This is a genomic window from Peribacillus frigoritolerans (assembly GCF_040250305.1).
GTDB lineage: Bacteria > Bacillota > Bacilli > Bacillales > DSM-1321 > Peribacillus.
This window is the reverse complement of sequence record NZ_CP158190.1, coordinates 1,389,445-1,404,520: the sequence shown is the minus strand read 5'-3', so window position 1 is coordinate 1,404,520 and position 15,076 is coordinate 1,389,445. Positions and strand designations below refer to the sequence as shown.

Genomic DNA, 15,076 nt, shown 5'->3' with positions numbered 1-15,076 from the left:
AACAGATAACCTATTTGTGTTTCAACTATATGTGTAACTTTTCACAAATTGTTCACAATATATATTTTTCATTTTTTTATTATCCCTTCCGATATGTAGCTAAATACGAGCCCTTTTTATTTAAAGCTATAAGTGTTTTTGATATCCGCTTAATATCTGATCTAGATTGGGAATACATCTATTTGTGAAATATATCACATTATCATTTTTAATGCCTAGGCCTTTTTTAACTTCTGTTAATGCCGCATTTAATTCATTTTACTTTTCATGCAAATGAAAAACCCCGGCAAACCGCTAAATTTGCTGGGGTTTTCATCTATTTATACGAATAAGGGGATGGGAGAAATTTCACGACGAACAAACAAAGGGGTATATGTTTGGGATGTGATAACTTCTATATCTGTACTATAGCAGATTACACACCTTAATTGCAAGAACTTTGTGCGCAACTTCACATTATTGTCATATTCTTAGAATACTGCTTATTCTAAAACATAATATCTAATAAAGAGCAGATGAGCTTTTTCTGCTGCCAGGTTGGAGGTGACCAAATTGAAAGTCTTTATTCTACTCATACTCTTGATAGGGTCGCTATTTGTCCAGCTACTCGGTATCATGAACCTCATTCCTCTGTATTTTACCTCCCCTATTTTATTTTTTGTTTTCTTTATAATTCTTCATAGCTTAAATCAGAGAAATCGTTTTAAAGGATTATGACGGACATCCATATATGATGAAAAGGACCCGGCAGTGCTTGGGTCCTTTTCACAACCTATTTATTCAAAAGCTCTTCCAACTCATTTAATTTTTCCTCGAATACATTCATGGCTTCTTGTACAGGCTCGGCTTTTGTCATATCGACACCAGCCTTTTTGAGTACTTCAATCGGATAATCGGAACTTCCTGACTTCAAGAACTCCAGATACCTTTTGACAGCAGGCTCTCCTTCTTCAAGGATTTGCTTGCTCAATGCTGTTGCTGCACTGATTCCAGTCGCATATTGATAAACATAGTAATTATAGTAGAAGTGTGGAATACGCGCCCATTCCAAACCGATTTCTTCATCAATGGTCACGTTCTCGCCAAAGTATTTCTTGTTCAGCTCATAATATTCCTTAGTAAGCATATCCGCTGTCAACGCTTCCCCATTTTGAGCCTTTAAATGTATGGTATGTTCAAACTCTGCAAACATCGTTTGCCGGAACAATGTGCCGCGGAAACCTTCCAGGTAATGATTCAATAAATAAATGCGTTTCTTTTCATCTTCAATTGAATTCAATAAATAATCATTCAACAGATTTTCATTACAAGTCGATGCAACTTCCGCTACAAATATTGAATAATTCCCGTATGGATATGGCTGATATTTACGTGTATAGTAGCTATGGACCGAATGTCCAAACTCATGAACGAGCGTGAATAAGTTATTGACGTTATTTTGCCAGTTCATTAAAATATAAGGATTTGTCCCGTATGTACCAGAAGAATAGGCCCCGCTTCGTTTCCCTTTGTTTTCATGCACATCGACCCACCGGTTTTCAAATCCCTCTTTCAAAACGTTCAAATAATCCTCCCCAAGCGGAGCAAGTCCTTTAAGGACATAATCCTTGGCCTCGTCATATGTCACTTCCATCTTCACTTCTTTAACAAGTGGAGTGAATAGATCATACATATGAAGTTCATCTAATTGCAGTACTTTTTTACGTAAATCAAGATAACGGTGAAGTAATGGCAAGTTGTCATTGACCGTTTTAACGAGATTATCGTATACAGTCTCCGGAATGTTGTTATTACTTAACGCCGCTTGGCGTGCTGAATCATATTTTCGAACCGTGGCATTGAAGTTATGGTTTTTCACCTCACCTGACAGGGTTGAAGCAAATGTATTGCGGAACTCCCCATACTTGCTGTATACCCCTTTAAATGCCTCCTCACGTACACGGCGATCTTCACTCTCAAGGAAACTGATATACCTTCCGTGAGTTATTTCCACTTCATTTCCCTCTTCATCCTTGATGGTCGGGAATTTCAAATCGGCATTGTTAAGCATACCGAAAGTATTGCCCGATGCATCGAGTACTTCTGATGCCTGCGCCAATAATTCTTCCTGCTCTGCTGATAAGATATGTGGTCTCTGAAGATTGATTTCCTCTAAAGAATGCTTGTATAATTTCAATTCTTCTTTTTCTTCCAAGAACCCTTCCACTTTGCTTTCGTCAATACTCAATAGTTCAGGAACCATATATGAAAACGCAGCCGCTGCCTGGGCATATAAAGCTTTTGCCCGATCCTCCATCCCTTGATAAAAAGGATTGGTTGTATCTTGATCATTGCGCATATGTGAATAAGAATAAACTTTCCCTAGCTTCTCGAATACTTCATCTTGGAGTTGAAGCGCCGCGAATAATTTTTCTGCGCTTTCACCCAACGTGCCTTTATGTGCCTCCGCTTTCTTGAGGTCTTCCTTTACCGCTTTGAAGGCAGCTTCCCAATCTTCCTCGGTTGCGAAGATATCTTCCAGTCTCCAAGTATCTTCAGGAGCTATTTCACTTCTTGAAGGTAATGTATTCGTTTTTGTTTCCTGTGCCATAAAAAATTCCTCCTCATTCTATAGAAACTTGCCATTGGGCTAACTCGTAAACCGGATAGACGCCGCAATGGTTCACTCGGCGTTCATTCTTTTTATAGCTTTTAAATCTCAGTTCTTATTACTATTTCTCCATTAACAAAAATAATCCTGCCATTTCATCTGAATTCAGGATAAATAGAGATGTTATCACTGATTATACTGGATATTCCCCTTTTCCATCATCAATTTATGCTTATCATAGAAATTTTTTTCCAAAATTTGAGCTTGATCACTGGTGAAGGCAAGGGTAAATTCCCTTTCAACCTTAAAAACCCCTTCTTCCAGCTTTGATAGATAACCCAATTGCTCCAAAAGCATGATATATTGACCTACAGGATATTCGATTGGTTTTTCATGAAGTAATGGCAACGGTCTGAACTTTATTTCCCCTTTTTTTGAGCGCCTTCTAAAAATGCAGATAATATCAGCCATAGAAATCTTTTCCCCTGTTCTTTTCTCTTGAAACACATCCATGTATAACCATGCCTGCCATTCGATCGAGGCAGTTTCGATCAACAGCATCCCCCTGACGGGAACACCCACTTCAATGGGAAGTGTCGCAGGTGTAATATGGTGTGAATAAAGCTCTTCGAAAAAAGGATCGCATCGGCGTGCTGTTTTCACTCGATGCAGGGACCAGCCATTTCGTTTATATCTCCACGCAGGCAGAAAAGGGAAACCAAAGCAATTTTGGGGCAATGCACGACTAGGGGGAAGGAGCTTTAAAGAAGCTGTTGTCAATTCGGCAAAGACGGTTCTAGGGGTAAACGGAGTGAGGTTCTTCAATACTGATAAATGATCAGTTTCCGGGCAATACATCCACAGAAACGGATGATGGAAGCTCCCGGTGACGAAGAGCCATTGGAAGCGGGTTAAACTGAATTCATACAACCTTTTCCTTTTTAAGCGTTTTGCAGCGAGGATCCAGATTGGCTTGATGCCTATGCTTTGGTAGGCTCTTGTCCTTTCCATGAATTCCACCTCGGGGATAACTGAGCATTGAAATTCTATTGCATAGCGATTGCCTCCTATCACAGCTAAAATATCAGCCCTTTTCTTAATTTCAGGAAGGTAGGCTTCTAGATCCACTTGGTAACCATGTGATAATAACCACTGAAACAATTTTCTTTTTCCCATTAAATGATAGGCGGATTCCGGTTCTGAAGAAGCACGGCATGAAGAACGATTTTTATGTGCGAAATGAGGGATCCTCACGTTTCCCGCTTTGATGGTCATTTCCATCTTGCAGCATGGACAGTAATAATCTGCTGACTTTCTCCATTCATCAATCTCGTTTGCCGGTATCTTTTCAGGGAGGGTAATCCAAGTTCCATCTTTCTTTATCGCAGTTAGCATACATCTCCTCCTCATCCACTACATTCGCCTGCTTCGCTTAGGATTCCTTTTAATCCGCAAAAAAAAATGCCTGATCGGCATAAAGGAAAGTTACTATCTAAAGAAGGGGTGAAAGCAATCGGCATGTGGACTCCAATACTTTCAAACCGAAATTCCGTTTGGAAAACGCATCAATCTCCACTTCCTGGGATACTTTTATATCTTCCAAAAAATCATTCACCAGCTGCCGAGTACTTTCAGTCCGGTAGAGAAAAGCATTGACTTCGAAATTCAGGTGAAAGCTTCTCATATCCATATTGGTTGTCCCAATTGACGCCAGTTGGTCATCAACGATGATGATTTTACTATGCATGAAGCCTTCATTATATTGGAATATACGAACTCCGGAAGCGAGCAATTCGGGAAAATAAGTTCTCGAAGCATGAAATACGATACGTTTATCGGGGTTCTTCGGTACGAGCAGCCTGACATCCAAACCACTTAAGGCAGCTACCTTCAATGCTTGAAAGATATCGTCATCAGGAACGAAATACGGAGAGGCAATCCAGACGGACTTTTCTGCCGAAGCGATCATTTTAAAAAAAATGCTTTTAATGATCGTCCACTCACTATCCGGCCCGCCGCCAATCAATTGAACTCCGCCATGTCCATGGTGGTTCGGCAGGCCAGCCATGAGATATTCATCACTTAAAAAACTATTATTGGTGCTATAATACCAATCCTGTAGAAATATGAGCTGTAAAGTCCTGACCGCTTCCCCCTTTATGATAAGATGCGTATCCCGCCAAGAACCGAATTTCTGATCTTGTCCCAAATATTCATCCCCAATATTGAGACCGCCGATGAAACCGACAGAGCCATCTATCACAATTATTTTACGATGGTTGCGAAAGTTGAATGTATTATTTAATAAAGGGAGATGCAACGGACCAAAAGCAACCATTTCAGCTCCCGCACTCCTCAGTTCATCGATATATGAACGAGCTAACTTCCAGGAACCAACCGCATCATAGAGAAATCGGACCTTTACCCCTTCTTTTACTTTTTGTATCAAGATGTCCTTTAGCAGACCGCCAATGCGGTCATCCCTAACAATATAATATTCTAAATGAATATGATGTGTGGCTTTTTTTAATTCTTCGATGATATTGGAAAATGTCTCATCACCATTCCTTAACACCCGGGTTTCCGTCGTAAATGAAATAGGGCTATTCCCCAGCCTATTTGCAAGAGTGATTAACTGCTGAGGGTTCTCGCCCATTTCCTTAATTCGGTCATTATGCTCCGCCTCGCCGCTTATTTTCACGAAACTCTGTTTATCCAAAAAGTACTTCTTGCGAAATATCCTTTCTTTCCGAAAGTTACGGCCAAACAAAAAGTAAAAGATGAAACCGACGAATGGGAAAGCGCCAAAAATAACCAGCCACGTTATGGTCTCGATGGGATCTCTGTTTTCCAGGAAAATGTTGAATCCAATTATCACCAAGAAAAGGGTCAATATAAGGCTGGAATAAAAAATCACCCTGCCATCGACGCCATTTATTAGAAAATACCAAGAGCCGACCAACAAGAGAATAAGCAGACCGATGCCAACTATATTCTTCACCTAGACTACCTCCAATTAACAAACACAGGCATATGATGAAAACCTCCCTGCTAAGGTAAAACATTCATTTTTGGACGAAAAGGCCGATTTCTACTGAAATCGGCCTCAACAGTCTATGCGAAATATTTATCGACCGTTGTGAATACATCATTTTCGATAACTATCTTACCGTACTCTTCAAGCATGTGCACCGTTATAGGTGACTCCTGACTATATTCCAATAAAAGACTTAGAACATTATCGATTTCTTCCTCATCAATCTCAGCCTCGGAAAATTCGATATAAAGATAATATTTATTCTGATAAACATAAAGTTTTGTCGTCCAGTCATCCAAGCCATGACGCTTGCTTAATGAAATGACATCTTCAAAATCCTCGAAAGTCGTGATGAATTCAATCATACCATCTTCGAATGTCATACCGCTTTCTTCATCTTTCCCATGAAAATGTTGATCAAGAAGCGTATCCATCTTGTCTGATACATTCAAATCCCTTAACTTATCATCTGAAAGAGGCAGCTCGAGTTTCTGACCATCTTTGGCAAGCTGGGCTTTTGTGACCAAAACTTCCAAGCCTTTTTCAAGGGCTTGAACTTGAATCCATAAAGGTCCTTCAATCATGAATTCTTCTTCTTGATGCACTTCATCCATCATTTCCCAAAAAAGTTCCTCACTTCGCTCGCGGCTGTACCAAATTTCTTCACGATCAAAGCCTCTTTCCTCAATATCTATATAGGAAATATAAAATTTAACTGTATCGTCATTAATGCGTTCGATTTCCATGATTCCCCTCTCCCTTCCTTTCTCATTTTGAAGGGATAATAACCCCCAAGCGAAAATTGCTCTTAAAAGCTCTTTACCCGTAAGTGAATACTGTAAATCATGATAGTCATTAAAACAGACTATTTTACATCATTTTATGACAAAACCTTGAAGAAGGGAAATAAAAAACATTACATATCTAAAAAACAATTGTTTGCCTAATATTCCATTCATTCTATAAAAAAATTCATCCGCATGCAACTATCATAATGCTTTCTTCAATTTTAAACTTACTGCCATTAATGCCTTATTATATACACGGCATGATGAGGTGCATTCTTATTTTTTCTTTAAATGATGACCGGTTCAAGAAACCTGCTGCAAATCCAAAACGTCTGCTGTCGCCTTTGAATCCTGTTATGTTACCCGTCATTAAGTAAAAAAAATCAACGGAAAATCGGTTATGTATAAAGAAAAAGCCCTGCACATTTCCTGGCAGAGCTTGAAAGACCTTATTAGTTGACCATGCGTTGTGCTTCCCGTAACTGGAAGGTACGAACTTTACGCGGTAAAAAGCGTCTTATCTCATCTTCGTTATAACCAACTTGAAGCCGTTTCTCGTCAAGGATAATCGGACGTCTCAACAGACCTGGATTTTCCTTGATCAATTTATATAATTCTTGAAGAGGCAGGCTCTCTAAATTTACGTTTAACTTTTGGAAAGTTTTTGACCGTGTTGAAATGATTTCATCGGTTCCATCTTCAGTCATTCGAAGAATTTCTTTAATCTCATCAATCGTTAACGGTTCTGAAAAAATGTTTCTTTCTTTATATCCAATCTCATGTTCCTCTAACCATGCTTTTGCTTTCCTGCATGAAGTACAACTAGGTGATGTATATAATGTTACCATGTTTACTCACACTCCCTAAATATAGAATCGGTGATCTATGAGGGGAAATCTACTATTAGTATTCATAAGTACCACTCTAATTTGAAATAATTTTAAATAAGTATTTCATTTTCTTTATTATACACTAAATTTTTTAAAATGAATACCCTTTTTGATATTTGGAAAAATCCTTTTAAACTTCTAGTTTAGCCTGTACTATAGCTTTTTCTGTTTTTTATGTAATACATTAAAACCGCTTTTTCTAATTGAAAATACCTACCTACCATTCTCAGTTAACTCTCAATTCGGCCCTCATGATTTTTTTATTAACTCGTTACTTTTATTTACCCCCTATCTTTGTCAATAAACAAGAACATGTTAATATATTTTCTTTAATAAAAAGAAAATTCCTCCTTTTACAAGAAAAACCATTCTTTTAGCACATATATTTCCAAAAGTAAAAAAGTAATTCGAAAAAATCAGCGATAAGTGAGTAATCTACCATTCAAGAAGTTATAGATATTCATTTGCCCGCAAAAAATGCACAAAAAGAAAAGACAGTTTGCCTGCAGTCGAAAAAAACATTACAGTTGTTTTCAGAAATCCGTTCCCTTTCCGCCGACTGCCTGCCAATCCGCATCAAAGCACGTGCCTCCAGGGTCTCCGCTAGCCAGTTTTTCGGCAGGAGTGTCGCAATTTTCTTCAATCCATTGAGGGTTTTCATAGAACAGTAAAAAGCCATAAACGATAAACAAGTCTTATTTTAAAATCGTGGTTTGGGTGAGACCATTCCGAACCTCCTTTATGCACAAATTTTAAGAAAGGACAGTTTTTCGCCATTTTCTTTAAAAAACGTTCCAGTTGTTTTCTTTTGGAACACTTTTTTCGGCCCTTACTGTACTTTTTCGACGTACTGAGCTGTTTTTTCAGCCGTTCACGCAGTTTTTTCGACCATTCACGGAATTTATTCGACCCGCACCGTACTTTATTCGACCGTTCACGTATTTTTTCGACCTGCACCGTACTTTATTCGACCGACATACACCGTACTTTACTCGACCGTTCACGAATTTATTCGACCTGTCCACCGTACTTTTTCCGACAAACTAAAAAGGGCCGGTAAAACGACCGGCCCTTTTTTTCTTAAATTTCCATCTCTTTAAAAATATCCGTTTCCTGACTTGCATTCAAGCTTAGTACATCCTCAACATCTTGATAAGATTTCCCATATAGGTCATCATCTTTGTAAGTATGGATTTCAGAATAAATCTCTTTCATGAAATCAAATACGTCTTCTTCATCAACTGATGGATTTGCTGGCCAATATAGGATTTCCATAGGCGTATTCTCCTTGGTGGCAAGGGATTTTCTGCTGTAGGAAATTGAAGAGGCATGCTGGAATCCTTCCCTTTTATAAAATTTCAGCCTTTTCAATGTATCGTCATCATTTTCTTGTACTGGTTCTACTTCCAGCAAGATCGTTTTCTGCTTTTTTTGCAATTTTTGAATTAATTTCCTTCCTAATCCCTGCCCCCTTGAATTCTTTGATACAAAAAGGTAATCAACGAATATAAACTCTTCTCCTTCCACATACAATAAAACATGGTCGGGACCTTCATCCTTTTTATATATTTCCTGCTTATCTTCTAAAAGAACTTCAATATGTTCTTTGGACTTCATTTCTTCAATAGGGAAATACTGGTTCAGCTTATCATACCAATTCATAATTTAATCTCCTCATTTGCTAGATTATACTTTCCAGATTTTTTCTTATCCACTACAATGGAACTTGAATAGCTTGAAAAAATTAGGAGGGTTTTGATGATCAGTTACTTTTTGGACTTTTTTTTAGTCGCTGCTTGCGTTATTGGCATTACAGCTGTGAATGGCGTTGTGACGAATGGCATCGGCGAAAAATGGTTTGGCGGGAAACGTCACTCTCATATTTTCGATCAATCGAAACGAATTCAGTCAGGGTGGAGTAAAGTTGGCGGGAATAAAAAGCGGTAATTCAGAGAGAAATTGGATGACCGGAAGAATCTTCCAAGGTCATCCTTTTTTTCATGGGGTATAGTCTACTCCCTTTGTATATCGATTTGCTGCATTCCATAATAAGTATTCATTAATACCATTATCATTTAACGCTTTTATTTGGGCTTCCACTTCTTCCTTTCCATACCTTTGGTAATTCCCTTCACCTAAATATGAGGCAGTAAAATCTTGTAGCCAAGGTCTTGAAGTAGGTGGAGTTTTTAATTCCTTCAGCTTCCCGTTCTCCAATTTCGCATATTCCTTAACGAGATTATAAGGCTCCAAATCAGGCTTATCGATACCAAAATAAGATGTCCAGTGACTCGGATAGATCATCGAGGAAATTACATCGACATTCTCAGAGATTTTTGTGAAGTTTTGCCCTATTCCGGGAGCTTCAGGCAATGTAGCTGCATAACCAAAAATATCCACTGATACTTCCACATCATATGGCTCCAGCTGTTTCCTCGCATAACTTACGAAATCTGTCACTGCCTGAACCCTTTTGGCTGTATGACTCACTTTCGCTTCATCATATTCACCGACATCATATTTCAAATCATCTTCTTTATTTTCGAATCCTTCGGGAAAACGGACATAGTCAAATTGAATTTCTTTAAAACCCATCTTTGCCGCTTCAATGGCGATACCGACATTATAATCCCACACCTCTTTTAAGAATGGGTTAACGAAGGCTTCCCCTCGACCATTCTTCCATACCTTTTCGCCATCTACAAAAGATAATTCCGGCTTCTCTTTGGCCAAAAGTGAGTCTTTAAAGACGACTACCCTTGCAATCGGATAAATCTGTTTATCCTCCAATTTTTTCAGCATTGCCCCTGGATTTTTTATGTAGTCTTTACCAATCCCAGCATATGGAGAATCTGGATCTTCCGTTTTAAACGTTACGTTCCCTTTGTCATCCTTAATGTCAATGACCATCGCATTCAAGTCGGTTTCATCTACATATTTAATAAGTTCGTTCAATTTACTGCCGCCCGCTGCAGGCCCTGTCACATATATTCCGCGCACAGCATCCGGATAGTCGAATTTCAACCCCGAATCAAAAACAAAACGCGGTACGCTCGCAGGCAATTCTTTATTTTCTAATGCCACCTGCCTGGTTTCGTTCATGCCTTGTGCATGAACTGGCTGTTGAATCAGGAATATGCACATTCCTGTCATCAACCATTTACACATTGGTTTCATTTCTCCACCTCATTCGCCATCAGTCATCAATATTCAACAAATATAATAAACCCCTTTCTTTAATACCACAAACAATTAACTTTACTCCTATATATTATAAATAATAAAAAAAACTGACTTACAAAATGAGAATACGTTCAACAACCCTGTATTCCCTTGTGAGTATCCTTCCCTAAAATGGTCCGCTCATTGTGAAATATGTTAAACGGATTGATTTTCCTTGAACCCTTCATTTCTTCCATATTCAAAAAAAAGAAGCGGAAAATCCGTTCTATTGGCTTGTTTGCCGTTTCGATTATACATTTAATATGAATAAATGCTAAAATACAGTATAGTGGACATTTCGTATTCTCAAAATGGCATCGATACAGGACAAAACGGCCCTCCACAAGATTTAAATGAGCATTTCCCAATCACAGGAATATGCACATTTCTTTCAAAGAAAGTGGATTCATTTTCTATTTATCCTTACAATAATGAAGAGCGAATATCCATTTATCAATAAACGCATTTAGAGGAGTGACTAGCAGTTGAAAAGGATTTTCTCCGGCATTCAGCCATCCGGTTCCGTTACTTTAGGAAATTACATCGGAGCAATGAAACAATTCGTTAACTTACAAAAGGAATATGAATGTTTCTTTTGTATTGTTGACCAGCATGCAATTACAGTTCCACAGGATCGCATTAAGTTAAGGAAAAACATTAAAACATTGGCCGCTTTATATTTGGCCATTGGCCTGGATCCTGAAAAGAATACCATCTTCATTCAATCAGAAGTACCAGCACATGCCCAGGCAGGCTGGATTTTACAGAGTATATCCTATATTGGGGAACTTGAGAGAATGACGCAATTTAAAGACAAATCCGCTGGCAAAGAAGGGGTATCCGCATCACTGCTTACTTACCCGCCGTTGATGGCTGCCGATATTCTCCTTTATAGTACAGATGTGGTTCCTGTCGGGGAAGATCAAAGACAGCATCTTGAATTGACACGCGATTTGGCTGAACGGTTCAATAAAAAGCATAATGATATATTTAAAATCCCGGAAATCAGCCTCCCTACAGAAGGGGCCCGTATCATGTCCCTTCAGGAACCAACCAAGAAAATGAGCAAATCCGATCCTAATAAAAAGGCAACGATTGCCTTATTGGATGATCCGAAGCAAATCGAAAAGAACATCAAGAGCGCAGTTACCGATTCGGAAGGCATTGTCCGTTACGATAAGGAAAACAAAGCGGGAGTTTCCAACCTTATGTCCATATACTCCATCTTCAGTGGAAAAACTTATACAGAAATTGAAGAGATGTATGAGGGCAAAGGTTATGGTGACTTTAAAAGTGATTTGGCTGAGGTGGTTCTTGGAGAAATCCTGCCAATTCAGGAACGCTATAATGAATTGATCGATTCGCCTGAATTGGATGAAATTCTGGACCGCGGTGCAGAAAAGGCGAACATTGAAGCCAATAAAATGATCAGAAAAATGTATAATGGCATGGGACTTGGCAGAAAGAGATAAAAAAAGACGATCCTCAACGGATCGTCTTTTTTTTCATAATATCGATGGGCTATCGCCTGCCTCAACTTGCCACAGCTTTTCAAAAAAAGGCTGCCCCTTCACAAGGTTTTCACAAAGCTGAAGGTGCTTCTCTGACCAGCCTTCCTTCATTTCTTCATATAATTCAAGCCAAGCTATCTGAAAATCCATTTCTTGAATGCTTTCATATTTCTCAGGAGCCCATTCTGTATACCAATAGCGGATTTCAGCAGTGTTTTTCGCCGTGAATAATTGGTCCATGGCCATGAATAGCAATTGCTTAAGCTGTCTTTCTTTTCTTGTCAAACCGTTCATGAATAAGGGAGACGGCGACAAAATATGATATTCTTTCTCAGATGTAGGTTTTTCAGTAAAGGTGTAATCCATCTCATCATGGTTTTCTATCATGTCATAAACAATTTGTTCCTGCCGGGGAATTATTCTGCTTTTCCTAATCGGAATATGATACCCTATCGTATCAACAGCTAAGATTCCATTTCCGTCAGTCACGATAAAACAATAGTCGAGCTGAATTCGTTCATGATTTTTCCTTGCATATGCTTTTTGATATACATCATTAAGCAGTGGCTTAGGTAATTCTGACAAGTCGTTTTCTATGTAGTGGAACAATGTTGATGACACTTTCAACAAAGGAACTTGATCTAGTAGTTCGATCCCGTCATCCTTCCTCCATTCATGAAAATGACAAATATTATAGCCGTTTTCTTCTCCTTCAAACCAGTTAACCCATACATCATGAAGATATAGCATCATTCATCCCTCACTTAAACAAATTTCTGTTTGTCAATCAGTATAGGCAGGAACCATACAATTTATTCCTATTCTAGAAAACAGATTAAGAAAAAAAGAACGTATATATTAACGCTTTTTAGATAGGAATTCTTCAGATTGTATAATGAACGATTTTTTCACGGAGAGTTTCTCAGAATTTTTCACCAGGTAATAGCCACTACAGTATCCAAGCATATATGGATATCCTTTCGTCCCGAGCAGAAGTGCATCATGAAGAGGATCTGTACGTTTTATCGTGTGCTTTTCCTCTAAATGCTTACTCCAAAATTCTCTTAGTTTATCTTCCTGATATAACTTAGTCCATTTAGCTAAAAATCTTGTTCCTAAATATTTCTCCACCGTTCTTTCAGCCAGTCCTTCCATGATCATAGTATCCAGGAGTGTGAATTCTTTTTGGTCCTTTTTCAAATGATGCAGACGGCAAACATGATGATATTCATGAATCAACAGCGCCTCCATTTCCTTTTCGGCTATCCCCTTTCCGTAAAAAAGGAATAGTTTATCTTTAAATGCCAACCCTGACTTCGTTTCAACTTTTTTATTCCATATCCCTGAAGACATGAGCGGAAAAATATATATGGGAACATCAGGCCCACCCCATAGCTTCTTATAAGCTGTAAACAAGTTATGTGTTTTTTCCCAGACATTATTTTCGTTTAAGTCTTCCCATGTTTGTTTTGTTTTTTGATTCGGCGAATACATGCCATGCTTCAATAAATGACGATAAATCATGTCCGCATCAAGGGTATCGTTGAAAGTGCTTTTAAGTCTTTCCATCATCTGGACCGGGCGGTTGAAATCCTTCTTCATCCATTCATTGGTTGAAATGACTCCCATTTCCCATACACCTCCGCTTCTATTGACTATCGTATGATTTAAAGAAGGCGGTTGACACATTTTAAATCCCTTGTATTTGCAATTTTCCCTTCAACATAAAAAGAGCAGATCCCTAAGATCTGCTCTTCCTTCAAACTTATTGATATTTTTTGAAAAGAATAGTTGCGTTATGTCCACCGAATCCAAGTGAATTGCTGATGGCTGCATTGATTTCGCCCTTCCTTGCTTGATTCGGGACATAGTCCAAATCACACTCAGGGTCTGGTGTTTCAATATTGATGGTTGGAGGCAAAATGCTGTCCCTGATTGCCTGAATCGTGAAAATCGCTTCCACACCGCCTGCTGCCCCTAACATATGGCCTGTCATCGATTTAGTGGAACTTATTGCAAGTTTATTAGCATGGTCGCCAAAGACTTCTTTGACTGCCATCGTTTCGTATTTGTCATTGTAAGGCGTACTCGTTCCGTGGGCATTCACATATTGGATGTCTTTCGGATTCAAACCTGCATCCTCGATTGCAATTTTCATCGCTCTTGCCCCGCCTTCTCCACCAGGTGCAGGAGCGGTGATATGGAAGGCATCTCCAGTTGAGCCATAACCGGCTATTTCAGCATAAATCTTGGCTCCTCTATTCAATGCATGTTCAAGATCTTCCAGAACGATGATTCCAGCTCCTTCCCCTATTACGAAACCATCACGGTTAAGATCAAAAGGACGGCTAGCCGTTTGGGGATCAGGGTTTGTCGATAAAGCCGTATTTGCACAGAAGCCTGCAACCGACATTTTTGTGATTGGCGCTTCGGCCCCGCCTGTAATCATCACATCGGCATCGCCCCGTTGAATGGCTTTAAACGCATCACCAATTGAATTAGTTCCTGTTGCACAGGCTGTTACCGTACATGAATTGATTCCTTTTGCACCCAGTAAGATAGAAACCTGGCCAGCTGCCATGTCCGGAATCATCATTGGTACGAAAAATGGGCTTACACGTTTATATCCTCTGTTTAAAAAGTTTTCATGCTGTGTCTCAAGTGTCTCCAGCCCGCCGATACCCGAACCGATCCAAACACCGACACGTGCAGCATTTTCATCGGTTATTTCCAGCTTGCTATCATTATATGCCATAACGGAAGCTGCAATTGCATAATGGGTAAAACGGTCCATTTTCCGTGCTTCTTTACGATTTATATATGTTTCTATATCAAAATCCTTGATTTCAGCAGCCACTTTAACCGGAAATTCTTCAGCATTCAAACGAGTTAAAGGTCCTATTCCCGATTTCCCCTCGATTATATTTTTCCATCCAGTTTCTGCATCATTACCAACTGGAGAGATTGCTCCAATACCTGTTACAACTACACGGCGATTAGTCATTTAAAAATGGCTCCTTCCTATTTTTAAAGCTCTT

At 39.0% G+C, this 15,076-nt stretch carries 12 protein-coding genes; 2 read left to right on the top strand and 10 right to left on the bottom strand.

Annotated features, from left to right (window positions below):
* Positions 1–772 precede the first annotated feature (772 nt).
* The 6 genes from pepF to ABOA58_RS06890 form a co-directional block, all read right to left on the bottom strand.
* Complete coding sequence (gene pepF / locus ABOA58_RS06915) at positions 773–2,590, bottom strand: oligoendopeptidase F (protein WP_350301745.1); 1,818 nt, start codon at positions 2,588–2,590, stop codon at positions 773–775.
* Between the two features lie 186 nt (positions 2,591–2,776).
* Positions 2,777–3,985: a competence protein CoiA gene (locus ABOA58_RS06910; protein WP_350301744.1), complete on the bottom strand. Its 1,209-nt coding sequence runs from the start codon at positions 3,983–3,985 to the stop codon at positions 2,777–2,779.
* Positions 3,986–4,082: 97 nt separating this feature from the next.
* Positions 4,083–5,591, bottom strand: coding sequence for a cardiolipin synthase (gene cls, locus ABOA58_RS06905; protein ID WP_350301743.1), 1,509 nt, complete (start codon positions 5,589–5,591; stop codon positions 4,083–4,085).
* A gap of 113 nt (positions 5,592–5,704) precedes the next feature.
* Positions 5,705–6,373, bottom strand: coding sequence for an adaptor protein MecA (gene mecA / locus ABOA58_RS06900; RefSeq protein ID WP_034314498.1), 669 nt, complete (start codon positions 6,371–6,373; stop codon positions 5,705–5,707).
* A 494-nt stretch (positions 6,374–6,867) separates the two neighbouring features.
* A complete protein-coding gene (spxA, locus tag ABOA58_RS06895) occupies positions 6,868–7,263 on the bottom strand; it encodes a transcriptional regulator SpxA (RefSeq protein WP_034314502.1) in 396 nt (131 codons plus the stop codon).
* A gap of 1,122 nt (positions 7,264–8,385) precedes the next feature.
* Positions 8,386–8,967 (bottom strand): GNAT family N-acetyltransferase, encoded by a 582-nt coding sequence (locus tag ABOA58_RS06890; protein WP_137017214.1) that lies wholly within the window; start codon positions 8,965–8,967, stop codon positions 8,386–8,388.
* A 96-nt stretch (positions 8,968–9,063) separates the two neighbouring features.
* On the opposite strand from ABOA58_RS06890, the gene ABOA58_RS06885 reads away from it, so the two are divergent.
* Entirely contained in the window at positions 9,064–9,252 is a 189-nt protein-coding gene (locus ABOA58_RS06885; RefSeq protein ID WP_101224111.1) for a hypothetical protein, read from the top strand.
* Between the two features lie 51 nt (positions 9,253–9,303).
* On the opposite strand, the gene ABOA58_RS06880 is transcribed toward ABOA58_RS06885, so the two are convergent.
* Entirely contained in the window at positions 9,304–10,449 is a 1,146-nt protein-coding gene (locus tag ABOA58_RS06880) for a putative glycoside hydrolase (protein ID WP_350302810.1), read from the bottom strand.
* Between the two features lie 563 nt (positions 10,450–11,012).
* Here ABOA58_RS06880 and trpS point away from each other — a divergent pair.
* Complete coding sequence (gene trpS / locus ABOA58_RS06875; protein ID WP_350301742.1) at positions 11,013–11,999, top strand: tryptophan--tRNA ligase; 987 nt, start codon at positions 11,013–11,015, stop codon at positions 11,997–11,999.
* Between the two features lie 33 nt (positions 12,000–12,032).
* Here trpS and ABOA58_RS06870 read toward each other — a convergent pair whose 3' ends face one another.
* The 3 genes from ABOA58_RS06870 to fabF all read right to left on the bottom strand — a co-directional run bounded on the left by ABOA58_RS06870 (position 12,033) and on the right by fabF (position 15,042).
* Positions 12,033–12,788 carry a YjbA family protein gene (locus tag ABOA58_RS06870; RefSeq protein WP_034314514.1) on the bottom strand — a complete coding sequence of 252 codons (756 nt, stop codon included), beginning with the start codon at positions 12,786–12,788 and terminating at the stop codon, positions 12,033–12,035.
* Positions 12,789–12,896: 108 nt separating this feature from the next.
* A complete protein-coding gene (locus tag ABOA58_RS06865) occupies positions 12,897–13,667 on the bottom strand; it encodes a DUF2268 domain-containing protein (RefSeq protein ID WP_350301741.1) in 771 nt (256 codons plus the stop codon).
* 136 nt (positions 13,668–13,803) lie between these two features.
* Entirely contained in the window at positions 13,804–15,042 is a 1,239-nt protein-coding gene (fabF, locus tag ABOA58_RS06860) for a beta-ketoacyl-ACP synthase II (protein ID WP_350301740.1), read from the bottom strand.
* Positions 15,043–15,076: the final 34 nt, after the last annotated feature.